26 protein-coding genes are annotated in these 25,690 nt (G+C 42.9%); 18 read left to right on the top strand and 8 right to left on the bottom strand.

Annotation, left to right across the window (positions count from 1 at the left end; all coding sequences use genetic code 11):
* Positions 1 to 4: 4 nt before the first annotated feature.
* Positions 5 to 1,543, top strand: a complete 1,539-nt coding sequence (locus tag H1A14_RS13150) for a CotH kinase family protein (RefSeq protein ID WP_194776727.1) — start codon at positions 5 to 7, stop codon at positions 1,541 to 1,543.
* A gap of 6 nt (positions 1,544 to 1,549) precedes the next feature.
* On the opposite strand, the gene purU is transcribed toward H1A14_RS13150, so the two are convergent.
* On the bottom strand, positions 1,550 to 2,404 hold the full coding sequence (purU, locus tag H1A14_RS13145) for a formyltetrahydrofolate deformylase (RefSeq protein ID WP_194776726.1): 855 nt from the start codon (positions 2,402 to 2,404) through the stop codon (positions 1,550 to 1,552).
* Between the two features lie 253 nt (positions 2,405 to 2,657).
* On the opposite strand from purU, the gene H1A14_RS13140 reads away from it, so the two are divergent.
* From H1A14_RS13140 to H1A14_RS13115, 6 genes are all read left to right on the top strand, one after another.
* The gene (locus H1A14_RS13140) at positions 2,658 to 3,665 is read left to right on the top strand and encodes an FISUMP domain-containing protein (protein ID WP_194776725.1); all 1,008 of its coding nucleotides are present in this window, start codon (positions 2,658 to 2,660) and stop codon (positions 3,663 to 3,665) included.
* Positions 3,666 to 3,750: 85 nt separating this feature from the next.
* Positions 3,751 to 4,206, top strand: coding sequence for an excisionase family DNA-binding protein (locus H1A14_RS13135; RefSeq protein ID WP_194776724.1), 456 nt, complete (start codon positions 3,751 to 3,753; stop codon positions 4,204 to 4,206).
* Positions 4,196 to 4,759 carry a PIN domain-containing protein gene (locus H1A14_RS13130; protein WP_194776723.1) on the top strand — a complete coding sequence of 188 codons (564 nt, stop codon included), beginning with the start codon at positions 4,196 to 4,198 and terminating at the stop codon, positions 4,757 to 4,759. The genes H1A14_RS13135 and H1A14_RS13130 overlap by 11 nt, the downstream gene beginning before the upstream one ends.
* Positions 4,760 to 5,115: 356 nt before the next feature.
* Positions 5,116 to 5,577: an SRPBCC domain-containing protein gene (locus H1A14_RS13125; protein ID WP_194776722.1), complete on the top strand. Its 462-nt coding sequence runs from the start codon at positions 5,116 to 5,118 to the stop codon at positions 5,575 to 5,577.
* Positions 5,578 to 5,695: 118 nt separating this feature from the next.
* Entirely contained in the window at positions 5,696 to 6,325 is a 630-nt protein-coding gene (locus H1A14_RS13120; protein ID WP_194776721.1) for an MSMEG_1061 family FMN-dependent PPOX-type flavoprotein, read from the top strand.
* Positions 6,326 to 6,483: 158 nt separating this feature from the next.
* Positions 6,484 to 7,035 (top strand): hypothetical protein, encoded by a 552-nt coding sequence (locus tag H1A14_RS13115; protein WP_194776720.1) that lies wholly within the window; start codon positions 6,484 to 6,486, stop codon positions 7,033 to 7,035.
* Between the two features lie 25 nt (positions 7,036 to 7,060).
* Here H1A14_RS13115 and dgt read toward each other — a convergent pair whose 3' ends face one another.
* Positions 7,061 to 8,413: a dGTP triphosphohydrolase gene (gene dgt, locus H1A14_RS13110; RefSeq protein ID WP_194776719.1), complete on the bottom strand. Its 1,353-nt coding sequence runs from the start codon at positions 8,411 to 8,413 to the stop codon at positions 7,061 to 7,063.
* A gap of 170 nt (positions 8,414 to 8,583) precedes the next feature.
* Between dgt and H1A14_RS13105 the strand changes: the two genes are divergently transcribed.
* From H1A14_RS13105 to H1A14_RS13085, 5 genes are all read left to right on the top strand, one after another.
* Positions 8,584 to 9,645, top strand: coding sequence for a carbohydrate-binding family 9-like protein (locus H1A14_RS13105; protein ID WP_194776718.1), 1,062 nt, complete (start codon positions 8,584 to 8,586; stop codon positions 9,643 to 9,645).
* Positions 9,646 to 9,653: 8 nt separating this feature from the next.
* A complete protein-coding gene (locus H1A14_RS13100; RefSeq protein WP_194776717.1) occupies positions 9,654 to 10,769 on the top strand; it encodes a family 10 glycosylhydrolase in 1,116 nt (371 codons plus the stop codon).
* 374 nt (positions 10,770 to 11,143) lie between these two features.
* On the top strand, positions 11,144 to 12,043 hold the full coding sequence (locus tag H1A14_RS13095; protein ID WP_194776716.1) for a DUF4382 domain-containing protein: 900 nt from the start codon (positions 11,144 to 11,146) through the stop codon (positions 12,041 to 12,043).
* On the top strand, positions 12,043 to 13,089 hold the full coding sequence (ribD, locus tag H1A14_RS13090) for a bifunctional diaminohydroxyphosphoribosylaminopyrimidine deaminase/5-amino-6-(5-phosphoribosylamino)uracil reductase RibD (RefSeq protein WP_228527769.1): 1,047 nt from the start codon (positions 12,043 to 12,045) through the stop codon (positions 13,087 to 13,089). Before H1A14_RS13095 ends, ribD begins: the two co-directional genes overlap by 1 nt.
* 23 nt (positions 13,090 to 13,112) lie before the next feature.
* Entirely contained in the window at positions 13,113 to 13,601 is a 489-nt protein-coding gene (locus tag H1A14_RS13085) for a GAF domain-containing protein (RefSeq protein WP_194776715.1), read from the top strand.
* A 22-nt stretch (positions 13,602 to 13,623) separates the two neighbouring features.
* Here the strand turns inward: H1A14_RS13085 and H1A14_RS13080 are convergent, their stop codons facing one another.
* Entirely contained in the window at positions 13,624 to 14,196 is a 573-nt protein-coding gene (locus H1A14_RS13080; RefSeq protein WP_194776714.1) for an LOG family protein, read from the bottom strand.
* A gap of 152 nt (positions 14,197 to 14,348) precedes the next feature.
* Here H1A14_RS13080 and H1A14_RS13075 point away from each other — a divergent pair, with 152 nt between their 5' ends.
* Complete coding sequence (locus H1A14_RS13075; RefSeq protein WP_194776713.1) at positions 14,349 to 14,924, top strand: non-canonical purine NTP diphosphatase; 576 nt, start codon at positions 14,349 to 14,351, stop codon at positions 14,922 to 14,924.
* Here H1A14_RS13075 and H1A14_RS13070 read toward each other — a convergent pair.
* Both H1A14_RS13070 and H1A14_RS13065 read right to left on the bottom strand, forming a co-directional pair.
* The gene (locus H1A14_RS13070) at positions 14,890 to 15,219 is read right to left on the bottom strand and encodes a magnesium citrate secondary transporter (RefSeq protein WP_228527768.1); all 330 of its coding nucleotides are present in this window, start codon (positions 15,217 to 15,219) and stop codon (positions 14,890 to 14,892) included. The two genes, H1A14_RS13075 and H1A14_RS13070, sit on opposite strands and share 35 nt — an antisense overlap.
* 62 nt (positions 15,220 to 15,281) lie before the next feature.
* Positions 15,282 to 15,566, bottom strand: a complete 285-nt coding sequence (locus H1A14_RS13065) for a hypothetical protein (protein ID WP_194776711.1) — start codon at positions 15,564 to 15,566, stop codon at positions 15,282 to 15,284.
* A gap of 169 nt (positions 15,567 to 15,735) precedes the next feature.
* On the opposite strand from H1A14_RS13065, the gene H1A14_RS13060 reads away from it, so the two are divergent.
* From H1A14_RS13060 to H1A14_RS13040, 5 genes are all read left to right on the top strand, one after another.
* Positions 15,736 to 16,923, top strand: coding sequence for an RsmB/NOP family class I SAM-dependent RNA methyltransferase (locus H1A14_RS13060; protein ID WP_194776710.1), 1,188 nt, complete (start codon positions 15,736 to 15,738; stop codon positions 16,921 to 16,923).
* A 61-nt stretch (positions 16,924 to 16,984) separates the two neighbouring features.
* The gene (locus H1A14_RS13055; protein ID WP_194776709.1) at positions 16,985 to 17,425 is read left to right on the top strand and encodes an ABA4-like family protein; all 441 of its coding nucleotides are present in this window, start codon (positions 16,985 to 16,987) and stop codon (positions 17,423 to 17,425) included.
* Positions 17,401 to 18,189 carry a hypothetical protein gene (locus tag H1A14_RS13050; RefSeq protein ID WP_194776708.1) on the top strand — a complete coding sequence of 263 codons (789 nt, stop codon included), beginning with the start codon at positions 17,401 to 17,403 and terminating at the stop codon, positions 18,187 to 18,189. The genes H1A14_RS13055 and H1A14_RS13050 overlap by 25 nt, the downstream gene beginning before the upstream one ends.
* 259 nt (positions 18,190 to 18,448) lie before the next feature.
* A complete protein-coding gene (guaB, locus tag H1A14_RS13045; protein ID WP_194776707.1) occupies positions 18,449 to 19,927 on the top strand; it encodes an IMP dehydrogenase in 1,479 nt (492 codons plus the stop codon).
* A 218-nt stretch (positions 19,928 to 20,145) separates the two neighbouring features.
* Complete coding sequence (locus H1A14_RS13040; protein ID WP_194776804.1) at positions 20,146 to 20,790, top strand: outer membrane beta-barrel protein; 645 nt, start codon at positions 20,146 to 20,148, stop codon at positions 20,788 to 20,790.
* Between the two features lie 933 nt (positions 20,791 to 21,723).
* Here the strand turns inward: H1A14_RS13040 and H1A14_RS13035 are convergent.
* From H1A14_RS13035 to H1A14_RS13025, 3 genes are read right to left on the bottom strand one after another with little or no spacing between them, the layout of a single operon-like run.
* Positions 21,724 to 23,058 (bottom strand): dicarboxylate/amino acid:cation symporter, encoded by a 1,335-nt coding sequence (locus H1A14_RS13035; protein WP_194776706.1) that lies wholly within the window; start codon positions 23,056 to 23,058, stop codon positions 21,724 to 21,726.
* A 22-nt stretch (positions 23,059 to 23,080) separates the two neighbouring features.
* Positions 23,081 to 24,157, bottom strand: a complete 1,077-nt coding sequence (gene aroC / locus H1A14_RS13030; RefSeq protein WP_194776705.1) for a chorismate synthase — start codon at positions 24,155 to 24,157, stop codon at positions 23,081 to 23,083.
* Positions 24,157 to 25,599: a BatD family protein gene (locus H1A14_RS13025; protein ID WP_194776704.1), complete on the bottom strand. Its 1,443-nt coding sequence runs from the start codon at positions 25,597 to 25,599 to the stop codon at positions 24,157 to 24,159. The genes aroC and H1A14_RS13025 overlap by 1 nt, the downstream gene beginning before the upstream one ends.
* Between the last annotated feature and the right edge of the window lie 91 nt (positions 25,600 to 25,690).

Genomic DNA, 25,690 nt, shown 5'->3' with positions numbered 1-25,690 from the left:
CAAAATGAAATCTTTTTCCAAGTTAACTTTGTGGCTGCTGTGGCCGATGCTGTTTTGTTTTTCCTGTGACATGGAGCGGGCTGATGAACAGCCTAACTCTGTAACTGGGATCACTGAAATCAGATTTACAAAAACGCTCAATCCGGAATTACCGGAGGACATCATTTTGGATGTTTTGGATCTTTCAGAGATATCTCCGATTTTACCTTTGGAAGCCAATATCAAAGCTTTTACAGCAGAAGTGATTTTTCAGGGAGATAGGCTTGAGATCAACGGATCTTCCCAAAACGAAGCCATTTTTGAAGCAGATTTTACCAAACCCATCCAATTATCGGTCATCAAAGCAGGTTCGGCTTCCTCGCCCCTCGCCATCCATGCCAAATACCTTTCGGATATTCCGGTGTTAAAAATTCAGGTCAGAAACAATGCCCCCATTGCTAACAAGGAGGATTATCTAGACGCAACCATGGAAGCTTTTGGAAACGGGCTGTATGAAACCGGTTTGTTCAATGGGTCTGTCAATATCAGAGGTAGGGGAAACTCCACTTGGGGCATGCCCAAAAAACCTTACAAACTCAGATTAAACCAAAGTCAGCCCATTTTTGATTTGCCGGAACACCGGCATTGGGTCTTGTTGGCCAATTATGCGGACAAAACCCTGATGAGGACACATGTGGCTACGTACCTTAGCGAGGGGTTTGGAATGGCCTATACCCCAAGGGAAATACCGGTCGAATTGGTGGTCAATGGGGTGCACCAGGGAAGTTACCAACTGATTGAACAGATCAGGATTGACCCCAATAGATTGAATATTGCTGAAATGACCAATCGAGCTGACCCAAGTCAGATCAGCGGAGGCTATATCATGGAAATTGATCAAAGGGCTGGAGAACCCTTTCATTTTACTACCCCGAGAGGGGCATTGGTAAACTTCAAAAGACCCAGTGAAGTGACCCAAAGCCAATTCGATTATGCCAAAAACTTTATAGAATCAGCTGAATCTGTCCTTTATAGTGATCAATTTGCTGATCCGGAACTGGGTTATCGAAAGTATTACAATGTGGAGGACTTTATCGATTGGTTTTTGGTCAATGAAATCACCAAAAACCAGGATGCCCGGGACTTTAGCAGCATCTATTTTTTCTTGGCCAACAATGACAAATTATCCATGGGTCCTATTTGGGATTTTGATCTCGCCATAGGGAATGTGGATTACAGTGTTGCCCAATATCCAACTGGATGGTGGGTGCGGGGAGGTCCTTGGTTTAGCCGTCTTTTTGAAGATCCTGCATTTAGGGCACAGGTAAAAGAAAGGTGGAATATTCATCAGCCTGTTTTGGCTAAATTACCTGAAGTCATTGATAACCGTGCACTTAAAATGGACTACAGTCAGGCCATGAATTTTGCCATTTGGCCGATTTTGGACACCTATGTCTGGCCAAATCCCGTGGTAACGGGCTCTTATGAGGGAGAGGTACAGTACATTCGGGAATGGTTGGAACAGCGCTTGAATTGGATGGATGGACAGATTCAAATGTGGTAATCCAATTCAATAAAAAATCACCGTTTTATTACCAAAGGCCAGCACTTTCCTTTCCAAATGGTATTTGATGGCTTTTGACAAAACGACTTTTTCCACATCCTGACCAATCTGCACCAAATCAGGAATGGTATTGTGGTGCCTGACCCGGGCTACTTCCTGTTCGATGATAGGACCTGCGTCGAGTTCTTCCGTCACATAGTGGGCAGTTGCCCCAATGATTTTGACACCCCTTTCATAGGCTGCATGATAGGGTTTGGCGCCTACAAAAGCAGGCAAAAAGGAATGGTGGATGTTGATGATCTTGTTTGGGTAAGCTTGGATAAACTTTCCACTGAGGATCTGCATATACCTGGCCAACACGATAAAATCAACTTCATGCTCCTGAAGCAAGTCAAGTTGCTTTTGTTCCTGTTCCGCTTTGTTGTTTTTATCGATGGGAATATGAAAGAATGGAATTCTGAAAGCCTCTACCACCCGTTTTAAATCCGTATGGTTGGAAATCACCAAAGGAATGTGCACCCCAAACTGCCCCGAATAATACCTGCTGAGGATATCAAAAAGGCAATGGGACAATTTAGATACAAAAAGGGCCATTTTCGGTTTGGGGAAGTTAAAGTGCAGATCAAACTGCATCTCAAAGCGGCCTGCTACTTTTTCGGCAAAAAGGCTCGAAATGTCGCTAGGCGGAATCGCAAAACTCTCCAGTTCCCATGCCGCCCGCATAAAAAACATGCCCAGTTCCTGATCCACATGTTGATCTATTTCAAGGATATTCCCTCTGTGGGCAAACAAAAATTCCGAAACAGCGGCCACGATTCCTTTTTGGTCTTTGCACTGTATAAGCAGGATAGCAGTTTTCACTAGGCTCTATTGATAAAATGTAAAGATAAGCGCAGTAAAATTATGGAAAATTTACTGGTTAAGGCAATTTTTTCATTTTGGATAGTGAATACTTTCCAACCCTGATAATCTGTATTCCGTTTCTATTACATGGATTATAAAGACTAATTTGACCATTAATCAAAAAAAGATTAGTTTTAACTGACAGAAATTTTATGCTCTTATCTAGTAAAACAGATTTTTTATTATAAAAACCAAAAGCAAGGAAAAATCAATGAAAACATCAAAGATTGAAGTTGTTGCCAGATTTATACCCATTATTCTGCTAAGTGGAATGCTAATCGCTTGTGAAAAAGAAATTGATGATACGCAATTACCAACCGTAACCACCGTGGAAATAATTGATTTTTTACAAACCAACGCTACAAGTGAGAGTACGATTACCTCAAATGGCGGTAGTGATATCACTGAGCGTGGAGTAAGTTGGAGTACCAGCCAAAATCCTACCATCGATGACTCAAGGACTATCGATGGGTCGGGCGAAGGCGATTTTTTAAGTGAAATAACCGGACTTGAACCGAATACCAAATATTACTTGAGGGCCTATGCCACCAATGTAAAGGGCACAGCCTATGGTGATGAGATTTCTTTTACTACGCTAAGGCCTTTTCCTGAACCTGGAAGCACGGTAAGCGACTTTGATAACCATATTTATCGCCCCTTGGTCATAGGTAGACAAGTTTGGTTAACGGAAAATTTAAAGACTGCTCATTTTAACAATGGGGAGCCTATTATTCAAGAAGCAGGAATTGTAGATGATGCAGGGAGTTGGGATTTCGATGACGATCCTGAAAATGGCATGATCTATGGCAAGCTTTACAATCACTTTGCAGTAACCGATGAAAGGGGCATCTGTCCTGACGGGTATCGGATTCCTACTGAGGAAGAATGGTTCGCATTAATTGATTTTTTGGGTGGCAACAGCATAGCGGGAGGAAAACTTAAGTATCCCGGATTGGAATTCTGGAGCAGTCCTAACGCTGACGCTACCAACGAAAGTGGTTTTTCTGCCTATGGGGCTGGGTTTCGTGAAATTGATGGGTCTTTTCAGGGGCTTGGTGGTGTGGCTTATTTTTGGTCATCAACGGCCGTTCCTACTTCCCTAGAAGCCAGTTCTTTTGTTGTAGGCACTTCAGATCCGACAGCGGGAAGATTTTTCGTCATGAAGCGGGCTGGATTTTCTGTTCGCTGCATCATGGAGCCCTATGATGCAGAGGACTAGGGCTGGAAAACTGAAAGTTTTTTACTCGAAACAAACGAATGGCTTTTCGAATATTTCGTATATTTGATTATTAAAGCAAGTTAATATGTACATTAATGAAAAAACGGAAAGACCATCCAAAGAAGAACAAAAAGTAGCAATGGAATCCTATGATGCCTTAGCCACTGCATTGGACCAAATTCATTCTGATTACCCTGAAATTGAAATTAAAGAAACGAATGAAAAGATAAAGGTTTCCTTGAAGGCATTGCAACTTCTGGCCAAAATACTAAAGGAAACCGGTAAGGGCAAACTGGTATCTATTGTGCCTGTAGCAACGGAAATTACGACTCAAGCAGCTGCAGAAATACTGGGTTGTTCAAGACCACATTTGATAAAACTTCTTGAAAGCGGGGAAATTGCCTTTGCAAAAGTTGGAAAACACAGAAGAATTAAATACCAAGATTTACTAGACTTCAAGAGAAAAATCAAACTAGAGCAACGGAAATTATTGATAGAAATCATGAAGTCAGACGAGGAATCAGGGTTGTATGACTCATAGTGTCAGGTTTACATGCGTTCTTGATACCAATGTAATTTATCCCATAGATATCAGAGATCTACTATTTTGGTTTGCTTCCTATGATCTTTTTACTCCAAAATGGACTAAACATATATTTTTGGAGTGGGAAAACGTCATGAAACATAAGGGTATTCCAGATGAAGAAATTAAAAAGAGACTGAACAAAGCCCAGCTTGCCTTCCCCGATGCCTTGGTCGATAATTATGAGTCACTAGTTGATTCTTTAGTATTGCCAGACGAGAAAGACAGGCATGTTTTAGCGGCTGCAATTAAAACGAATGCAAACATTGTCGTTACAAATAACCTGAAAGATTTTCCCGAAACGTATTTAGCTAGCTTTGGCTTATCGGCAAAAAACGCCGATGATTTTATCACTGATACCATTGACCTAAATAACGACATTGCATTGGAAGCTTTCAGGGCATTGGTAATGAACAGATCCAATCCAAATCTTGATGAATTTGAGATATTGGAGCGATTTCGCAAAAATGGACTGATTGATTCTGCAAATTACTTGCATTCGTTATTGTAAAAAATACATAAGCACGATTTTACATTGGATCCTATATTGGCCATTTTCAGAAAAAATGGAGGAGTTTTATTCAACGAAAACCACGTTTATTCGAGGCAAAAATTGTAACGTTTAATGCTTATTATACAATTGCTGAAACTCCCTTAAATTGAAGACAAAAAATCACAATTGTTAAAGCTATTGGATGGATTGGATGAAAAATTGACTTTCTCTAAAGGGGTAAAGATTGATAAGTGTTCAACTGATTCACCTATCCATGATATCAACATTTGATAGACAAAAAAATTCTCCAAAAAAAACTTCAGAAGGAAGAAGTGCCAATTATGGAATGAAAAATAAGCCCATCGAAAAAAACCATGATAAAGCTAATCTCCAAAGCAGCCATTCAAATTCAAAAACCGGTGGAAGTGGTTTTTGAAGGGATTGTAAATCCCGAAAAAATGACAAGGTATTTCATTTCTGAAAGCAACGGTCGAATGGAAACCGGAAAAGAGCTGATTTGGAAGTTTCCCGAATTTCCGGATCAATTCACTGTTAAAGAAATTAAGATAAAAACCAATCAATCAGTTTCATTTGTTTGGGACCAAGAAACCAAAGTAACGATCATCTTGGAAGAACAATCAGATAGCAGCACCTTGGTAAAGGTAACTGAAGACGGAAAGTCCTTTAATGAAGACAACCTGAAATGGCTGATCAGCAATACAGAAGGCTGGGCAAATTTTCTTGCATGTTTGAAAGCCTATCTGGAATATGGCATATCCCTTCGCAAGGGTGCATTTGATTTTATGAGGCCGAATGGAATCCTTGGAAAGGAATAAAAACGGTCAGTATTTAAAACATTGTTTTATCCATATCGATTTGGAAGGATTATAAAGTTTTTTTTCAATGCTTGTCAAAATATGCTGACCTTTATCCTGGACTCAAACCTATAAATCTATGGAGTGGACCTTCGAAAAAATTATCGGCACAGAGAAAGAACTCCGTGACATCATGGGATACCCCAATGAGGTGGTGATCAGGAAAACAATCAATTACATTGACACGCACTGCAAAAATTTTATTGAAAAATCACCTTTTATTACCGTGGCAACCGCTGACTCAAAAGGTAACTTTGATGTATCACCAAAAGGCGACCCTGCAGGATTTGTAAAAATTTTGAATGATAAGATGCTTGCTATTCCGGATCGACCAGGAAACCGTAAAGCAGATACTTTAAGTAATATCCTTCAGAATCCGAACATAGGTCTGATTTTTTTTATACCGGGTATCAAAGAAACCCTAAGAGTAAATGGTGAAGCCAAAATAGTGACAGATGACAGGGTTTTGGAGTTATTGTCCTGTCAAGGCAAAACACCCTCCCTTGCCATCATTGTGCAGGTAAAAGAGGCCTTCATGCACTGTGCCAAGTGTATCATCCGATCCAACTTGTGGATGAAGACCGATGACAACGTAGAGCGAACAGTATCTTCCTTGGCCAAAACCTTGATTGACCATGCAAAACTCGATATCTCTCAAGAAGAACTAGATGCAAGAATAAAAAATGATGAAAAGACCAATTTGTATTAATTGGATTTAAACCAAAGTTTTGGAGAGGCCCAGCCGGCTTTCTGTCAAAAAAGGGTTTTAATTTTTTTTATTAACTTGTTCTCAGTTGACAGGAAGTTGTATTTTTACCATCTGCACCTCACCTTGACCCTCATCCAAAGGAAAAAGTCAAAAAGGTATTGAAAAAAAATTTAAAACATATTGTATTTCTTGTACCTATCCTGGTTTTTTATGGCATTACACTAAATGCCCAAGATGAAAAAAAGTACAATTTCATCGGCATAAACCCGAGTTTGACAGTTGAGCCATTCTATGAGAAAGGAGAATTGGACATCAATATTTTGCCGCTTGTCTATCAAAGACCCCTAACCAAAAGAATGGACATCAGGTTTACATCGATATTAAATCTTGGGATAAGAAATGAAGGCAATGAAATAAGTCACTTTGGTTTCGAGACCGCGCTGCCCATTTTTTTTAAGTCAAAGGAAGTAGTAAAAGAAAGTTCACAAGGGTTTTTCGTTGCTCCTATAGTAAGCTTTACTAGAAACAGGATAGAAGAGCATAATAATGTTGGACTTTGGATTGAACCTGGCTATAACTTGCTATTTGATAATGATTTTGCCCTATCATTCGGGCTTCAGCTAGGAGGGACTTATTTCGCTTACGACAATGGCCACACTAAGTGGGGAAATCACCTCGGTATCAAAATCATTTTTGGTAGGTGGTTTTAAGTCTAAAATCCAGTTCAAATCAGAGCTAAGCACCTGGGAAAGCAATTCCTTTTACACGCCGATACAAAGAAAGCGCGTATTTATCCGTCATCCCAGAGATAAAATCAATCAGTTCCCTCAACAACATATATGGGTTGCCATGGATGTATTCCTCCTTGACCGGAAAATTTTCGGGAAGCAGTCTCAGGATGCTTTTGTCTTTTCCTGAAAACAGTTTGGTGTCAAAAAAGCGGTGGTATAGGCATTTCGAAAAGACCTCAAGCAGTCCTTCCAAGACCTGAAAACCCGCCGCCTCTTTTTCCAGGACGGATTTGGAACGGTAAATTTTTTGAATGGAAAGTGTGCTGATTTTCTGAAGGGCAGCAGCCGAAGGAATGATGTCGGTCAGTGCTTGATCGAACGTACCTTCTAGCATGGCCCATTCCTCCTGAATAAAGGCCTCCACCACTTCATTCACCAAAGTATTGATGGACATGGCCCTCAATATGGCCAGTTTTTCTGCCTGGGTTCCGTAAGATTGAAGCTTGGTGGGATCCAAAGTGTCTTTCAATATTTCCGATAACAATTCAATGGTTTCCTCCAAACTCACCAATCCCATGGTACAGCCATCTTCCAGATCAATGATACTGTAACAGATGTCATCAGCTGCCTCTACCAAAAAAGCCAAAGGATGCCGCAAATAGCAGTCTTGAGCCACTTCCTGTAGTCCCAACTGAACAGATAAGTCCGCATAAGTGCCTCTTTGATCTGTAAAAAATCCATATTTCTTTTGGCTTCTTCTTTTGGGATCCTGATGGGGGATTTGCGAAGGTCTTGGGTATTTGGTGAAAGCCGCCAAGGTGGCACTGGAAATTTTCAAGCCTTTGTTTTTGGCCACCAACAACCTAAATCCCTGCGCGTTGCCTTCAAATTGGCACATGTCCTGCCATTCTGCTGCTGTCAGGTGTTTTTGCCAAACTTGTCCATAAGGGTGGAATTTAAAGAAGTCGGAAATGGCATCTTCGCCTGCGTGCCCAAAGGGTGGATTGCCGATGTCATGGGTAAGGGATGCTGCGGCCACAATAGCGCCAAAGTCTGATGCGGTCAGGGATTGGTTTAAGAGTTCCGGATATTTTTGGATCAGGTGTTCGCCGGCGGTTTTTCCCAAAGACCTCCCCACACTCGATACCTCCAGGCTATGGGTCAAGCGGGTATGGACAAAATCATGTTCAGGGAGAGGAAACACTTGGGTTTTATCCTGAAGATTTCTGAAAGGAGCTGAAAAAATGATCCTGTCGTAATCCTTTTCAAACTCACTTCTGAAAGAATGCATTTCCTTTCCTTCCATTTGTTTGGGAGCTAATTTTTCCGAGCCCAAAAGTGTATCCCATTTCATCATGCCCAAAAATAGGGATAGGCTGGCTATTATTTAACTTCTAACTGAAAATATTCTGGCTACCTCATGTATGGCACATTCACCTTTGATGTAATTCACCATCCCACTTTTAGTTCTTTCAACTTTTTTAAATATATTGATTAAGATTAATCAATTATTGTAAAAATTAGTAAATGAAAGTTTGGATTTTTGTTTTAGCATGCTTGCTTCATTCCCTTTCTTGGGCCCAACAGGCCTCTGACCGGCAAAATTATGTGGCCTACAGGTCAGACAAGGGTTTGATCATGGATGGAAAGCTGGAAGAAAGCGATTGGCAATTAGCCAACTGGTCTGTGGATTTTGTAGACATAGAAGGGCAGCATAATCCTGCTCCTGCCTATGCAACAAGGATGAAAATGCTCTGGGATGCTGATTACCTTTATCTGGGAATATGGATGGAAGAACCCCACCTATGGGCCAAAATTGAAGAAGATGAGCAGGTAATTTACTACGACCCTGACATAGAAGTGTTTATAGATCCAGATGGGGACACCCATTTCTATTACGAATTGGAGATCAACGCATTGGGAGCAGTTTGGGATTTATTGATGAGCAAACCTTACCGAAATGGGGGAAAGGCCATCAATGGTTGGGACATCAAAGGGTTGAAGAAGGGGATCCATTTGGAGGGCACATTGAATGATCCCACTGATAAAGATGCCTATTGGAGCGTGGAACTGGCTATTCCCTGGAAAGCCCTGTCCCAACAAGGCCCGAACTTTTCAACCCCCAAAGATGGGGAACAATGGAGGATTAATTTTTCAAGAGTGCATTGGGAAGTAAAAATGGTGGACGGGGATTACCAAAAGGTTAGAGACAGTGAAACAGGAAAACCGCTTCCCGAACACAACTGGGTGTGGTCTCCACAAGGATTGATCAACATGCACGTGCCGGAAAACTGGGGTTTTGTTCAATTTGTGGATGCTCCTGTGGGAAGTCAAACTGTTGTTTTTCAGCCCCATCCAGATGAATACATCAAAGACGAGCTAAGGGTACTTTACCACCTTCAGCATGCTTATGCCAAGGAACATGGGCATTTCGCCTTTCAATTGAATGATTTACCCATGCCGAACCAGCCTCTTCGCATTAAACCGGAATTTGAGGTAAGTAAAACCCGCTTCAAAATATCTGCCCCATCCAATAATTCGGGTCAGATTTGGCACATTACAGAAGATAGTCGGATTTGGAAACAATAAATTTAACCATGAAGAAAAGAACCTTTATCAGAAATTTGGGATTGGGTAGCCTTGCACTTACAAGTCCCTGGATGTGGTCAGCCTGTCAAAATGCAAATGCAGATCACGGCACTAAAAACTGGATCTGGATGACTCCCAAAAATGGGCTAAGCAAAGATAATTGGAAAAGAGAGTTGGATAGGATAAAAGCCCATGGTCTGGATGCGGTGCTTTTTGAATCCTATAACGGAAGAAAAGCCAGCTTTGAGACGGATCGCTTGCCCATGGGTGAACCCATTCTTGAAATTTTGATCGAGCATGGCCAAAATATAGGCCTAGAAGTCCATGCCTGGATGTTTTCTATGCCCTGCAATATCCCGGAAATAGCAGAAAAACACCCTGACTGGTTTGCGGTCAATGGATTGGGACAACCATCCCATAGCCATCCCGCCTATGTGGATTATTACAAATTTTTGTGTCCGGCCCATCCGGAAGCCATGGAGTTTGTAAGAGGAACAGTTCAATCTCTCGCGGAAAAAGAAGGGCTTACCGGGGTGCATTTGGACTACATCAGATTACCGGATGTGATCCTAGCCGAAGCCCTTCAGCCCAAGTACAACATCGTTCAGGATAAAGAGTATCCGGAGTATGATTATTGCTATCATGAGCTGACAAGGGAGAAATTCAAAGCCATCAGAGGAATCGATCCCTTGAAAGATCTTGAAGATCCCACTGCCAATCAGGAATGGAAGCAATTCAGGCAGGATCTGATCACTGATTTGGTCAACGACACTTTTGCTCCTGAAATCAAAAGTCGACAAAAACAAGCTACGGCGGCCGTTTTCCCAAATTGGGAAAGTGTAAGGCAAGAGTGGAGCAAGTGGGAATTGGATGCATTTTTGCCGATGCTTTACCATAATTTTTACAATCAGGATATCCAATGGGTTGGAAATTCTCTAAAGGTAGAAATTGCAGCATTGAGTAAAGCAAAGCCCGTCTATGCAGGCTTGTTTGTTCCGGAACTTACACCTGAGGAACTGAATCATGCCATTGAAATCTCCCGAAATGCCGGAGGTGCTGGCATTTCCTTGTTTCAACATTGGAGCATGCAGGAGGGACATTGGGAAGCGGTACAAAAAAAGTGACCGTCGTTTTTTTTCACGAAAGGCGCGAGTGATTTTTGTTTTTTTTAAGCATAAACGCAAAGGGTTTTTAATGGACCATTATAAAAGCTTTACAAAAAATAACACATGTTTGAATAACCAAATAAACAATTCCTCTTTGCGCCTTGGCGTGCAATCCTTTTATTCCCGCAAAAGACGTTTTTCACGCAAAGGCGCAGAGGCGCAAAGGTTTTTTTATTGGACTCCTAGAAAAGCTTATGAATATTAGCGTTTAAAGTACCAAATCAACAATCTCTCTTTGCTCTTTAGCGTACAAAATTTATAGGAAAGAGCATGTCATAAATCTTTTATTGTCCCACCACGTTGTCTAATGGATTAATTGTTGATATTTTTGAATGCAATTTAGAATTAAAGTTTTGAAGAAAATCCTTTCCATTTCTATCGTATTATTGGGCCTTTTGCCTTTGGTTTCCTGTTTTAATGACGAAACCGAAAGGACAAATGCGCTTGTGAGTTTTTTGTTGATAGATGCCCCAGGGGACTTTGATAGGGTTTTTATCGAGGTTTTGGGTGTAGAATGTCAGCCTGCGGGAACGAGAGGGCAGGACAATGCCAATTCTGTGTTTTTTCCCTATTCTTCTTCCAATAAAGAAATTGAAGTATCTGTCTTGGTGGCTGGAAGTAGGGTGTTGATTGGTAGGGGAGAGGTAGGAGTAGGTTTGCTTTCCAGCGTCACCCTCCGACTTGGTGATGCCCATTTTGTAGAGGTTGGAGGAGTAAGGGTACCGCTCACTTTAAGCAATTCTGCCACAAACGAGATAAGGGTGGAAACTGATTTGGTATTGGATCCCGGGATTTCTTATGATATTTTTATTGATTTTGACATTCAACGGTCTATCCAGAGATTTCAGGACAATCGCTTCGAATTGAACCCTCAAATCAGGGTGTTTTTTCGGGGTAATACGGGTGAAATCAGTGGGAGAGTGACCCCGGTTACAGCCATTCCCATCATTTATGCCATTCAGGGACAGGACACCATCAGCACCTCCATCAATGCCACTAACGGCGACTTCCTTTTTATGGGCTTAAAAGAGGGGGATTACTCCTTGTTTTTTGAGCCGCTGCCTACTTTTCTGGATACGCTTTTCACAGTCCCCGTTTCGGAAAACTTCACAACTGAGGTAGAGCCCTTTGTTCTGAGAGCTCTAGGAGAAAATGATGGCAATGGTGATGAAGGAGAAGAAGACGGTGAAGAGGAAGAAGAGGAAGATGAAGATGACCCCGACGAAGGCTGATGACAGGGATCAACTTAGATAGAGACCATTTATACATGTTGAGGGCCCTTGAACTCGCCGAGTGGGGCAGAGGCATGGTCAGCCCCAATCCGCTGGTTGGATGCGTGATTGTTCACCAAGATAAGATCATCGGAGAGGGTTTCCATGAAAAGTATGGGGGACCACATGCAGAACCCAATGCCATAGGTAATGTCAGCGAACCATCGCTCTTATCAGAATCTACCTTGTATGTCACCTTAGAGCCTTGTTCCCATTTTGGGAAAACACCCCCTTGCGCGCCTCTCTTGGTAGAAAGGAGAATCAAAAGAGTGGTCATTGCGACCCTCGACCCCAACCCGCTCGTGGCCGGCAGAGGAATAGAGATGCTTCAAGCTAATGGGATAGAAGTTACGGTGGGAGTCATGGAAGCCAAAGCACGGCATCAAAACAGACGCTTTTTTACTTTCATGCAAGAAAATAGGCCATATGTTTTGTTAAAGTGGGCCCAAACCAGGGATGGTTTTGTAGCGAAGGAAAATTATGATTCCAAGTGGATTTCCAATACCCACAGCAGGCAACTGGTTCACAAATGGCGGGCCGAGGAGGATGCCATCTTGGTAGGAACCCGAACGGCCAAACATGACAATCCTTCCTTGACGGTCCGGGATTGGGATGGACGAAATCCAGTTCGGGTCGTGATAGATACGCGGCTTGAACTGGATCCTGACCTGTCTCTTTTTGATGGAAACCAAGCCACGATTTGCTATAATCTGTTCAAGAATGAAAGTCTTCCCAATCTGGAATTTGTCAAACTTGCGCAGGATTTTTCTATAAAAGACCTGTTGAATGATTTGCATCAAAGAAAAATCCAAAGCATCATGGTGGAAGGGGGCGCTTTTCTTTTACAAAAATTCATCGAAGCCGAACTTTGGGATGAAGCCAGGGTGTTTATTGGTCAGGTTAATTTCGACAAAGGTATTGTTGCCCCCAAGTTGGACCTTCAGAGGGCCAATGAATCCAAAGTTTCAGGTGACCGGCTCCTTACTCTCTATAGAAAAACCAAATAAGCTCAATTGATCAAAAATCCATCATGTCTGAATCTCTGTATTTTCCTGAAAGTGGGCTAAAATCCGATAAATATGAAGCTATTTTGCCTCAGATAGAAGCATTGGTTCAGGGTGAACCTGACCTTACGGCTAATCTGGCCAATGTGGCTGCGGTGCTTAAGGAAGCTTTCGGGTTTTTTTGGGTAGGTTTTTACTTGGTAAAAGAAAATCAACTGGTTCTCGGTCCATTCCAAGGGCCTATTGCCTGCACCCGAATTTCCATGGGCAAAGGCGTTTGCGGAACAGCTTGGAAAGAAAGAAAAACACAATTGGTGCCGGATGTGGATGCTTTTCCCGGCCATATTGCCTGCAGTTCTGCTTCAAAGTCTGAAATAGTGGTTCCAGGTTTTCAGGAGGACACCGTTTGGTGTGTTCTGGATGTGGACAGCGATCAACTCAATGATTTTGATGAAATAGACCAGCAGTACTTGGAAAAGTTGATGTCAAGGTTGGATGAATTGCTTTTTCGCTAATATTTTTCTGGCGGAAAAGAAATCATTTCACCTCCCATTTTTCAATGTATCTAGGTTCAAATGCCTTCATTCGGTCCAACAATTCCACGGGGTCATCAGAGACGATCAGTAGATCCACTTGGGCCTGATGCAGAAAACCGGCTTTAGTGGCATGCCGCAGAAAATCCAATAACTTATCGTAATACCCGTGGATGTTGTATAGGGCCAGGGGTTTTTGGATGTAGCCGAGTTGGTTGAGGGTCATGATTTCAAAAAGCTCCTCCAAGGTGCCGATTCCACCGGCCATGGCGATAAAACCATCCCCTTTTTCAGCCATCAGCCACTTTCGGTCGCGCATGGTTTCTACTATGGTCAATTCGGTGCAGCCCTGATGTGCCACTTCTATGTCCACCAGTTTTTGGGGAATGATGCCAAAGACATTTTTTCCCGCATGAATCATTTCATCCGCCAGAATACCCATTAAACCTACCCGGCCTGCTCCAAAAACCAGATCAAGATCTCTCTTGATCATTTCCTGGGCCAATTGGATGGTCCCTTCTTTGTAAGCGATGTCTTTTCCCGTATTTGACCCACAGTACACCGTGATTTTTTTCATACTTAAATTTTCTTTTAATGGATTAAATATATCCCATTTTTTCCTAATGAAGACCCTTCCAGGAAAAAAACAGATGAAGGTTTGTTATGGTTTTTGATGGGTTTTCTTTAAGATTACTATCAGAAAAGCCCAAATTAACTTAATTTTAAATTATGAAAATTTGTTTTGCCACCAATAACAAAAAAAAGATAGAAGAAGTAGTTGCCGAATTGGGAAGCTCACTGACCATTTTGTCCTTAGCGGATATAGGCTGTACGGAAGAACTACCCGAGACTGGCGCTACCCTTGAAGCCAACGCTCTGGAGAAAGCCCAATATGTAAAAGATAAATACGGCATTGATTGCTTTGCGGATGATACAGGTCTTGAAGTGTATGCATTGGGAGGCGCACCGGGAGTCTATTCTGGGAGGTTTGCCGGTGAACCCAGAAGTGATCAGCGTAACATGGATTTGCTACTGAAAAAACTGGATGGGCTCACTGAGCGGAAAGCAAGATTCAAAACGGTTTTTTCACTTATTTTAGGAAGCAATCATTATTCATTTGAAGGCATTGCAGAAGGGGAAATTACTACCGAAAGATCAGGAGAGGGTGGTTTTGGTTATGATCCTATCTTCAAACCCAATGGAATGGATAAAACTTTTGCCGAGCTAAGCATGCAGGAAAAAAACGAAATCAGTCATCGCGGAATGGCTGTTAGGAAACTGATTTATTTTTTGAGTAAGCTATAGTTTTGCTTGGTATATTGATGAATCTATAGAAAAGGCCAGCCCCAATAAAATAGCAAAGCACATCCCATAAATCTCTCGTATATCGGTCAGAAAGGTAGGGAAGGAAAACCTCAAAGATCAAAGAAATGTAAATTACTCCTACAATAACCTGGGTTTTGGTGAACACAAATAGGGATTTTTGGGGATGGATCCACCTGAAAACCTGAAGGGTGATGCCCAAGATTACCGGCATAGCCAAGAGATCATCCAAGTAGGCATGGACATAGGGGATAAAGAGGCCTTGGATTTTTTCCAAGTACTGATTGATCCAAAAAAGGAGACAGGGGATAAAAAAGAAAGGATTTTTAAGGACCGACATTATCCCGGTAATGCCGCCACGAGCCAGGCCAGAAAAGTCACAATACTCATGTAAATCACATAAAATACATTACCGATTTTTTTGAGGAGCTTGACAAATTCATTGTCATCTTCTTTGATGTAAAAGATCCAGTTTTCCTCATTTACTTTTTTATCGGAGGCACGTTGTTCCTCATACTTCAGGTCTTTTACACCCAAGGTCTTACCACAATGGTCACAGGTATCCCTGCTGTTGAGGTTCCAACTCGACCATTCTCCACAATGAGGACATTTTTTTTCTCCCATCTTCCAAAAATATGGCTTTATAATTCAAGTATCAAATATTTTGACGGGTCTTTGGGTGGATCATTATTGGCAAAAATCAATTTTATATTAAAATTATCTTAACCATGGACAGGAAGTGCTGGCGGGCCAATGGCCAAATTTAACTATCTTTGTACCCTAAATCTAAACCATGAAGCTTTATTCCAATACAGTCGAAGGGGTAATCAATGCCCTCGATGAGATTTTCAATCAGGGCAAATACGCAGACAAGGTGATTGAAAGAACCCTAAAATCCAATAAAAAATGGGGGGCTAGAGACCGCAATTTTGTAGCGGAGAGTATTTATGAAATGGTCAGATGGTGGCGACTGATCAATGAAGTAAGCCTGTCTACTGATCCTTATCACTTGTTTGGCACCTATTGGTTGCTGCAGGGGAATGCCCTGCCTACTTGGGAAGAGTTTAACCGGATCCACGCAGATAGAGTCAAAAGCAACTATGAGGCCATTCAAAGCAGGGCCATTTTACAATCCATTCCTGATTGGATGGATCAAATGGGAGAAAAGCTTCTTGGAGAAAAATGGGATGCAGAGATCAACGCCCTGAATGAACAGGCACAAGTGGTTTTACGCGTCAATACCTTGAAAACTACCCGAGAGGCCCTTAGAAATCAGTTGGCCTCAGAGGGAGTCGAAACTTATGCACCCAATGGATACCCATCTGCTTTGGTTTTGGAAACAAGACAGAATGTTTTTAGAACACAGGCATTCAAAGAGGGGCTTTTTGAAGTTCAGGATGCCTCTTCACAAAAAGTAGCCGTGGCCCTAGAAGTAGAACCAGGGATGCGGGTGATCGACGCCTGTGCAGGAGCAGGCGGTAAATCCCTACACATTGCGACCTTGATGGAAAACAAAGGACGTGTGCTTTCCATGGATGTAGAGGATTGGAAATTGAAAAACACCAAGCTAAGATCCCGAAGAAACGGAATTAGCATCATTGAACCCAAGCTGATAGAAGGATCCAAAACCACCAAGCGATTGAAAGAATCTGCTGATCGCCTACTGCTCGATGTTCCTTGTTCGGGACTCGGCGTCCTAAGGAGGAATCCGGATACCAAATGGAAACTCAGCCCTGAGTCGATTGACGAGGTAAGGGTGCTTCAAAAGGAAATTTTACACAGCTATGTGGATATGTTAAAACCGGGCGGCTTGTTGGTTTATGCCACCTGTAGCATTTTACCCACTGAAAATGAGATGCAAATCGCAGAATTCATGGAGAGTGAAAAAGGACAGGGGTTTGAATTGCTGGGTGATCAGAAGGTTTTGGCGCATGAAAGTGGCTTTGACGGGTTCTATATCGCCCGAATACAAAAAAAATAACCGCTTTTTTTTAAAGGAATTGGAATATCTTTAATTTTAATTCCATGATCTTTTGCTTGTTATGAATCCTGAACTGGTCTTTACCGTTTGTAGCAACATTGCCCTTGTGAGTTGGCTTGTGTTGTTTGTCTTTTATCACAAAGGCTGGGTTTATCCGTTGCTTTTTTCTGTGGTCCTCATCATCTTGTCCCTCTTTTACCTGTATTATATCATTCCCGGCATGACAGGTGATGCAGAAGGAGGCTTTTCCAGCTTAGCGGAAGTGGCTTTGCTATTTGGGAAAAAAGAGGCCTTGCTTGCCGGATGGATTCATTATTTGGCTTTTGATCTGTTTGTGGGCATGTGGATGGCATCAGATAGCCTTAAACTCAAACTGTCGAGGTGGATTTTGTTGCCTTGTTTGATCTTCACTTTTATGCTGGGTCCGGTAGGTTTTCTATTGTATTTCATCATCCGATCTATCAAACAAAAACAGGTATGGCAACCACCTTACACCCATTAAATTTTTTATCTGAGCTTTTCAGGCGAAACACCTTATTGGCTTGGTTTGGAAGTTTGAGTCTGTTGACCTTTTTTGTTCTATTGATTTTGTCTTTCTCGGAAGAACGCACTTTTGCCGGGATCAATATCTGGATCAAACCTATGAAATTCCTCATTTCATTGTGGATTTTTGCATGGACCATGGCTTGGTTGCTTTGGCATTTGCCTCAGAAAAGAAAAATAGGGACAATAAGTTGGGGCATCGTTTTCATATTTTTTGTAGAAATGGCCATCATCATCAGGCAAGCTGCCCGCGGAGTAGGTTCTCACTATAATGTCTCCACTTTTCAGGACATGATATTGTTTCAGATCATGGGTATTGCCATTGTTCTTAATACCTTATTGGTTTTTTGGGCTTTTATGCTCTATGCCAAAGTAGACAATCTGCCCAAAGGCTATCACCTGGCCATCAGGCTTGGGATGTTGATTTTTATTTTGGCAAGTTTTGAAGGTTTTTTCATGACCTCCAACCTAGGTCATACCGTCGGTGCCAAAGATGGTGTAGAAGGCATATTTTTTCTCAACTGGGCCAAAGCCTATGGCGATCTGAGGGTGGCCCATTTCCTCGGATTGCATGCTTTGCAGGTATTGCCTTTGGTCGGGTGGTTTTTTTTCAGACATAAAACCTTGCCCGTATGGATTTTTGGGAGTCTTTATTTTCTGTTTTCTTTTGCCATGCTATGGAATGCCTTGGCAGGGAGGGCTTTTTACGATTGGGGGATTTGAAAGAGTCAGAGCAAGGTTACTAAGCAACTTTAGACTCATTGTCATGGTAAATTTCATGTTGAAATTAAGCCTTCCATATCGATTTGTTTCCATTTCCTTGAAACAAACCAAACTTCCATTAAGCCGCTCACCCAAATAAAATTCCTTTTTTTCTTCTCGACAATGCCTTGTAAGTAATTTATTTTCTTTGGGATTTGATTAGCATATGAAAATGTTTGTATCTTTGACGGGCAAATAGGGTCACCTAACCTGATTTGCTATGAATCTCAATACTGATAAATTTCTTTTCGAAGCGCTCACCTACGATGATGTGCTATTGGTCCCCGGATATTCCGAAGTTTTACCGAGAGAGACCGACACCACCACCTTTCTTACCAAGAATATCCGCCTCAACATCCCTTTGGTGTCCGCCGCCATGGATACGGTGACTGAGGCCGAATTGGCCATTGCTGTGGCATTGGAGGGAGGTCTTGGTTTTATTCACAAGAACATGTCCATCGAAAAACAGGCTGCGCAAGTCCGAAAGGTAAAGCGGTCTCAAAGCGGGATGATTCTGGATCCCATCACCTTGCATGTTGATGCAAAAGTGAGGGATGCAGAACATATCATGAGTGAATACCACATAGGGGGAATCCCTGTGGTGGATGAGGACCGGACCCTGAAAGGCATCATCACCAACAGAGACTTGAGGTTTATCAAAGATCCCAATCGGGATATCAAAGAAATTATGACGGTGGAGAACCTCATCACAGCCAAGGCCGGAATCACCTTGGAACAGGCAGAGGAGATCCTACAGGAATACAAAATTGAAAAACTTCCCATCGTGGATGACAATTATAAGTTGACTGGTCTGATCACCTACAAGGATATCCTGAAGAGGAAAGACAAACCACACGCCTGTAAGGATGAATTCGGTAGATTACGCGTTGGGGCAGCGGTCGGAGTGACTCCGGATATTGTGGAGCGGGTCGAAGCCCTAAAGCAAGCTGGCGTGGATGTGGTGTCCATCGATACGGCTCATGGCCATTCCAAAGGAGTGATCGAAACCTGTAAAAAAATCAAAGCGGCTTTTCCCGACTTGGATGTCATCGTAGGAAACATAGCCACCCCAGAAGCAGCCATTGCTCTGGCAGATGCAGGTGCAGATGCGGTTAAAGTGGGTGTAGGTCCGGGAAGTATCTGTACCACCCGGGTCATTGCAGGGGTAGGGGTACCGCAGCTTTCGGCTGTATTTGAATGTGCCAATGCCCTGAAAGGAAGAAATGTTCCTGTCATTGCTGACGGTGGAGTAAGGTATTCCGGTGATGTGGTAAAAGCCATCGCTGGGGGAGCAAGCTCCATTATGATTGGGTCTCTATTGGCCGGTACTGAAGAGGCCCCGGGAGAGATCATCATCTTTGAAAGCCGAAAATTCAAATCATACCGAGGCATGGGTTCATTGGAAGCCATGGAATCTGGTTCGAAAGACCGGTACTTCCAGGATGCTGAAGACAACATCAAAAAACTGGTACCTGAAGGCATCGTAGGTCGGGTTCCATTCAAGGGTCTGGTTTCTGAGGTCTTGTACCAATTGGTAGGGGGACTTCAGGCGGGAATGGGTTATTGTGGGACCAAAACCATCGAAGACCTGAAAAACAATGGCAAATTTGTCAAAATCACTGCTGCGGGCGTACGGGAATCCCATCCGCATGATGTAAGCGTAACCCGAGAAGCCCCGAACTATAGCCCTAAAATGTAATTGAAAAAACACTAACAAGACAGAGCTAGATTTGATGTCATGCTGAGCCTGCCGAAGCCCGCCTGACTTTCGGGCAGGCATCTCTTCGAAAATACGAAGACTCTTCGCTCACAACCCCTTTCTCCACTTTTGGAGGCAAGGAATTTGAGGTCTTTTTTTGAATAAACAAGCCATACTTAATTTATGAATCATTTCGTTATTTTTGGGCCATGATTGAAATGAGGATCTTTTTGGTTGCCTGTTTATTGGGATTAAACTTACTGGTGGATCTTCAAGCCCAGACCAGTATAGGAATAAAAGGAGGGGTAACCAATTCCTCTTTGTCTTACAGGCACAGCCCAGGAAGTCCATCTGCCCGTACGGGTGCGGTCACCCAGCCCACTTTCTCTTTGGTCATAGAACATTTTGTGGCAAAGAACGCCGGCATACAATTGGAATTCCAGCAAATTACCTTGGGCTTTGTCGAAAGGGACACCCTGATGAGACAAAATGAAAGCCGTTTTGAATACCTAAAAATTCCCATTTTATCTAATTTTTACCTCGGAAACAGAGGAAGGTTTCACATCAAACTTGGACCTCATTTTGGGTTTTTGACCAATGCCACAGACATCAGCCGGGAATGGGAAAGCACATTTCCTCCTATATTGCCTGAATATGGGACCCCGGAGGTAGCTCCAAAAAATATGATGTATGGATTGACCGCTGGAGTTGGCATTTCCAACTTATTTGGGAAAAGCACGCTTCAGGCTGAACTGAGGTATTCCTATGAATTTGGGAGGCAGGAAAACCTGAACCGGATCTTTGACATGAATTTCACCAATACCGAATTGACGATTTCCTATTTGTTTCAGGTTTTGAAGTAGTTTTTTGAGATTAACTAAAACAGATATCCTGGTTTCCCTTTCTCTGATATCCGCTGCTATTTACTTTCAGCTTTCACCTTCGAGCTTCCAGCTGTTTCTCTGATATCCAGTTCTCTGTTCTCTCTTCTTTCACCTTCGAGCTTTCAGCTTTTCCTCGGATATCCAGTTTTCTGTTCTCTCTACTTTCACCTTTCACGCTAGAGCTTTCAGCATTTCCTCTGATATCCGGTTCTCTCTGCTTTCAGCTTTTACCTTCGAGCTTTGAGCTTTTCCTCCGATATCCAGTTCTCTGTTCTCTCTTCTTTCACCTTCGAGCTTTCAGCTTTTCCTCTGATATCCAGTTTTCTGTTCTCTCTACTTTCACCTTTCACGCTAGAGCTTTCAGCATTTCCTCTGATATCCGGTTCTCTCTGCTTTCAGCTTTTACCTTCGAGCTTTGAGCTTTTCCTCCGATATCCAGTTCTCTGTTCTCTCTTCTTTCACCTTCGAGCTTTCAGCTTTTCCTCTGATATCCAGTTTTCTGTTCTCTCTACTTTCACCTTTCACGCTAGAGCTTTCAGCATTTCCTCTGATATCCGGTTCTCTCTGCTTTCAGCTTTTACCTTCGAGCTTTGAGCTTTTCCTCCGATATCCAGTTCTCACTACTTTTACCTTTCACTTTCGAGCTTTCAGCTTTTCCTCTGATATCCAGTTTTCTGTTCTCTCTACTTTCACCTTTCACGCTAGAGCTTTCAGCATTTCCTCTGATATCCGGTTCTCTCTACTTTCAGCTTTCACCTTCGAGCTTTGAGCTTTTCCTCCGATATCCAGTTCTCTCTACTTTCACCTTTCAGCTTTCACCTTCGAGCTTTCAGCTTTTCCTCTGATATCCAGTTCTCTCTACTTTCACCTTTCACCTTTGAGCTTCCAGCTTTTCCTCCGATATCAAGTTCATCATTCAGCCACAGTCGCGGTAAGCGGATTGGATTGTCTGATCAGTCCATCGGGTAACTCTCCTTCCGTGCTGGCCACCACGGTACATACCGTCGCATCTCCGGTCACATTGACTACCGTTCTGAACATGTCCAGGATCCTATCCGGTGCAATGATGAGGGCTATGCCTGCTGCAGGTACTCCGATGGATTCCAAAACAATGATCAGCATGATCAGACCTGCACCCGGTACCCCCGCTGAGCCTATAGAGGCTAGGGTGGCTGTCAGGACAATCATCAGCTGTTGGGTCAAAGTCAATTCCATCCCCAAAGCCTGAGCGATAAAAACGGCTGCCACTCCCTGATAAAGGCTGGTGCCATCCATATTGATGGTAGCCCCAAGAGGAAGGACAAAACTGCTCACCTCTTCCGATACACCCAATTCTTCCTCCACCTGTTTCATGGTGACCGGAAGCGTTGCCGAACTGGAACTGGTACTGAAAGCCAACAGTTGGGCAGGCCGGATGGCTTTGAAAAAATCGATGTATCGGACTTTGGTAAACAATTTCAAAATACCAGGATAGATCCCCATGATCATCAACAACAAGCCTCCAATAACCACCAAACTGTATTTTAGCAACGCGAGCAAAAGGTCAACTGCAGAATCGGGGTCATCTCCCGTGATTTCCACAATCAATGAAGCCATCAAAGCAAAAACCCCATAGGGGGCAATCATCATGATGTAATTGACTATCTGTATGATCAGGTCATTGAAACCATCAAAAAAAGCAATCACTGGGGCGGCTTTTTCTTTGGGGATCTGCAATAAACCAATACCGGCAATGATGGCAAAAAAGACCACCTGAAGCATGCTGGTATTGTCTGTAGTAGCTAAAAAGAAATTTTGCGGGACCATATCCACCAAGGGTTGTAGTGGGCCTTGTTCCTTGAGCTCAGCCGCTTGTCCCATTTTGGTACCTACATCTCCTTCGAACTGAGCCATCAATTTTTCCCGTGTTTCATCAGGTAGGCTGTTTCCCGGCTTGAACAGGTTGACTAAGCCCAAACCCAAGGACACGGCAATAATGGTGGTAATCATGTAAGTGGCGATGGTTTTGCCCCCAATTCGGCTTAACTTGGAAATATCGCCCAAATTAGAGACCCCTACAATCAAGGAAGCCAACACCAAGGGGACGGCAATCATTTTTAGGGCATTGATAAAAATAGTGCCTACGGGCTTGATGAAGTTGATGGTGAAATCTTTAGAGAAACCAAACTTGACTACTACCAGTCCGAAGATCAGGCCCAATACCAAGCCGATGATGATTTGTGTATGAAGGGGTATTTTTTTCAACATATCTGGGAATTTAGTCAGGCTTTTATAGTTTGCTCAATCTGTTCAACAAGAGATAGTCTGCCAATACAAGGGCCGTCATGGCCTCCACAATCGGTACAGCTCGAGGCACAACGCAGGGGTCATGCCGACCTTTTCCTGATACCACCACAGTTTCACCAGCTTCATTGACACTCTCTTGGTCTTGCATGATGGTAGCCACAGGTTTAAAAGCTACCCTGAAATAAATGTCTTCTCCATTGGAAATCCCTCCCTGAATCCCTCCTGAATGGTTGGTCCGAGTGCGGACGGTATCGCCCTCCTGATAAAAGGCATCGTTGTGTTGGGAACCTCGCATGCGTACTCCTTCAAAGCCGCTACCGTATTCAAAACCTTTAACCGCATTGATGCTCAACATGGCTTTTCCCAATTCTGCATGCAGGCGATCAAACACAGGCTCTCCCAATCCGGGAGGGACCTGCTTGGCCACACAGCTTACCACACCGCCAACGGTGTCTCTGCTCTTTCGGATATCATCGATATAATCAATCATTGCCTCAGCTACCTTGGGATCGGGGCAACGAACAATGTTGCTTTCTGTTAGGCTTAAATCAAGTTCACCGTAAGCCTTATCCAAAACAATATCCCCGGTCTGACTGACATAAGCATGGATGGAAACGCCAAAATGTTTCAGCAGCATTTTAGCAACCGCTCCAGCCGCTACTCTGGCGGCTGTTTCCCTGGCACTGCTTCTTCCGCCGCCCCGATAATCCCGGATCCCATATTTCTCAAAATAGGTATAATCCGCATGGGAGGGTCTGAATTTATCTGCGATGTGGGAATAGTCTTTGCTTTTCTGATCCGTATTGTGGATAATGATGGAAATGGGAGTTCCCATGCTTTTCCCTTCAAAAACCCCGGAAAGAATCTGAAAATCGTCCTCCTCTTTTCTTTGTGTGGTGATTTTGGATTGGCCAGGTTTCCTCCTTTGGAGTTCTTCTCTGATAAAATTTTCATCTATCGAAAGGCCCGCAGGACAACCATCAATGATGACACCCAGCCCTTTTCCGTGAGATTCACCGAAGGTACTTATCCTAAAAACCCGCCCAAATGTATTCCCCATTATTTTCTTTTCACAAGCAAGATGACCAGCAAAATCACTGAACCAAGTAACAGCAAATTAATAAAGGCCGAAAAATAATACTTATATCTTGGGTTTAAAAGCTTATTGTCCTCTACTTCTATCAAATCATAGATCCCCCCTAGTCTAGTAGAGGAAATCGACTGGTTAAGTTTGCTCTCTCCCTCCGCAAGTACAACTGCCATTGGTCTCAGGGTGTCATAGCGTTCCTGTGTCGGATTGAAGAAAATAAATTCCAGGTTTTTGGCCAGCTGGTGTTCACCTGGCTCATTGATAGTCATGAAGTAATTGAATTCTTTGATCCCCCTGACCTTGCCCATTCCCCGGTTGATTTCTTGTCGCACATTAGGATCGTATGTGTTAAGTTTTTGACCTTGGATCAATCTCGGCTTTCCAATGGCGTTGATGTTTCCCTCTCCTGTGATGCCAAAATTATAGGTAAAACCCTCTCCGGTGCCCACTTCCTTTTGGGTGAAATTTTCCCTGAGCCGATAATCTCCCACACTCACTTCGTTTTTGAGCGGATGGGGTGGGAGTGGCTTCACTTTTACTGTTTTTGAAGAAGAGTAGAATGTCTTAAAGTCTTCCTGTCGGTTGCTTCCAAAGAAAGACGGGTTTTTGGCCACACGGTATTTGATCATCTCCCATCCGATCTGCGGAAGTTCTATTTCACCCTCTGAGAAGGGATAAAATGTAGCCTCATATACCTTGAATTTGGTCCAGCGTTTTCCATTGATTTCCACCGCTTCGGGTTGGATGTTGAAAATGTTGAAATTTTCCTCCCAAACATTGCTGGGTTTGATTTTTTTGAGAATGGATTCCAGCTGCTTGCCCGGTTCATGGAAGTTGAAGGGGGCTTGATTGGTTTCAGACATGAAAAATGCGAGTGAGACATTGAAGCCTTCGCCCACATATACCTCATTTTTGTCCAGCGACATGGAAAAAAACGCCTCATCTTCCAACTCTATATATTCCGGAGCCTCACCTCGTCCAAAAAAGTCATCAAAAGGATCCTGGCTTCTTGATCTGGACTGACCGGAAGCGGGATCCGTAATGGTGATGTTTTTTCCGGCTGAAGTATGATCCTCCCCGTTGATTTTGATGGTAAAAGTACCCAATGTATATTGACCTTTTCGTATGGGTTTGTAATACTGCATGATGCTGTTTGAACTGCTCATCTGTCCATTGATGAGGTTCATGGAGGAGGACTGGGAGATGCCCTGTTTTTGGAATCCGGGGATTTCAGGAAATTGATCGTAGGACTTTACTTTCTCATTGGAAATCGTTACTTTTATAAAGAACGTCTCATTGAGTGCCACTTCACTAGGACCCAATTCTACCCTAACTTCCTGTGCCAAGCAACAGGGAGCAATAAGCAAGAAAAAAAATGATAATAAAATGAGATAATATTTCGTTATTTCCATGACAGCGTCTTCACAATATTAAACGCAAATTAACAAGTATATTTTATAGGCAACAAATGTGAAGATAGTTCGTATTTTAAAAAAACGTGTT

The organism is Pararhodonellum marinum, from assembly GCF_015354735.1.
Classification (GTDB): Bacteria; Bacteroidota; Bacteroidia; order Cytophagales; family Cyclobacteriaceae; genus Pararhodonellum; species Pararhodonellum marinum.
The sequence above is the reverse complement of the archived record's forward strand: the minus strand, read 5'-3'. Positions and strand labels throughout refer to the sequence as shown.

Excerpts from the sequence above, each read along its gene's own strand:
- H1A14_RS13150 (WP_194776727.1), top strand. The coding sequence starts at position 5 with ATGAAATCTTTTTCCAAGTTAACTTTGTGGCTGCTGTGGCCGATGCTG.
- H1A14_RS13140 (WP_194776725.1), top strand. The coding sequence starts at position 2,658 with ATGAAAACATCAAAGATTGAAGTTGTTGCCAGATTTATACCCATTATT.
- H1A14_RS13135 (WP_194776724.1), top strand. The coding sequence starts at position 3,751 with ATGTACATTAATGAAAAAACGGAAAGACCATCCAAAGAAGAACAAAAA.
- H1A14_RS13130 (WP_194776723.1), top strand. The coding sequence starts at position 4,196 with ATGACTCATAGTGTCAGGTTTACATGCGTTCTTGATACCAATGTAATT.
- H1A14_RS13125 (WP_194776722.1), top strand. The coding sequence starts at position 5,116 with ATGATAAAGCTAATCTCCAAAGCAGCCATTCAAATTCAAAAACCGGTG.
- H1A14_RS13120 (WP_194776721.1), top strand. The coding sequence starts at position 5,696 with ATGGAGTGGACCTTCGAAAAAATTATCGGCACAGAGAAAGAACTCCGT.
- dgt (WP_194776719.1), bottom strand. The coding sequence starts at position 8,413 with ATGATGAAATGGGATACACTTTTGGGCTCGGAAAAATTAGCTCCCAAA.
- H1A14_RS13105 (WP_194776718.1), top strand. The coding sequence starts at position 8,584 with ATGAAAGTTTGGATTTTTGTTTTAGCATGCTTGCTTCATTCCCTTTCT.
- H1A14_RS13100 (WP_194776717.1), top strand. The coding sequence starts at position 9,654 with ATGAAGAAAAGAACCTTTATCAGAAATTTGGGATTGGGTAGCCTTGCA.
- H1A14_RS13095 (WP_194776716.1), top strand. The coding sequence starts at position 11,144 with ATGCAATTTAGAATTAAAGTTTTGAAGAAAATCCTTTCCATTTCTATC.
- ribD (WP_228527769.1), top strand. The coding sequence starts at position 12,043 with ATGACAGGGATCAACTTAGATAGAGACCATTTATACATGTTGAGGGCC.
- H1A14_RS13085 (WP_194776715.1), top strand. The coding sequence starts at position 13,113 with ATGTCTGAATCTCTGTATTTTCCTGAAAGTGGGCTAAAATCCGATAAA.
- H1A14_RS13080 (WP_194776714.1), bottom strand. The coding sequence starts at position 14,196 with ATGAAAAAAATCACGGTGTACTGTGGGTCAAATACGGGAAAAGACATC.
- H1A14_RS13075 (WP_194776713.1), top strand. The coding sequence starts at position 14,349 with ATGAAAATTTGTTTTGCCACCAATAACAAAAAAAAGATAGAAGAAGTA.
- H1A14_RS13065 (WP_194776711.1), bottom strand. The coding sequence starts at position 15,566 with ATGGGAGAAAAAAAATGTCCTCATTGTGGAGAATGGTCGAGTTGGAAC.
- H1A14_RS13060 (WP_194776710.1), top strand. The coding sequence starts at position 15,736 with ATGAAGCTTTATTCCAATACAGTCGAAGGGGTAATCAATGCCCTCGAT.
- H1A14_RS13055 (WP_194776709.1), top strand. The coding sequence starts at position 16,985 with ATGAATCCTGAACTGGTCTTTACCGTTTGTAGCAACATTGCCCTTGTG.
- H1A14_RS13050 (WP_194776708.1), top strand. The coding sequence starts at position 17,401 with ATGGCAACCACCTTACACCCATTAAATTTTTTATCTGAGCTTTTCAGG.
- guaB (WP_194776707.1), top strand. The coding sequence starts at position 18,449 with ATGAATCTCAATACTGATAAATTTCTTTTCGAAGCGCTCACCTACGAT.
- H1A14_RS13040 (WP_194776804.1), top strand. The coding sequence starts at position 20,146 with ATGAGGATCTTTTTGGTTGCCTGTTTATTGGGATTAAACTTACTGGTG.
- H1A14_RS13035 (WP_194776706.1), bottom strand. The coding sequence starts at position 23,058 with ATGTTGAAAAAAATACCCCTTCATACACAAATCATCATCGGCTTGGTA.
- aroC (WP_194776705.1), bottom strand. The coding sequence starts at position 24,157 with ATGGGGAATACATTTGGGCGGGTTTTTAGGATAAGTACCTTCGGTGAA.
- H1A14_RS13025 (WP_194776704.1), bottom strand. The coding sequence starts at position 25,599 with ATGGAAATAACGAAATATTATCTCATTTTATTATCATTTTTTTTCTTG.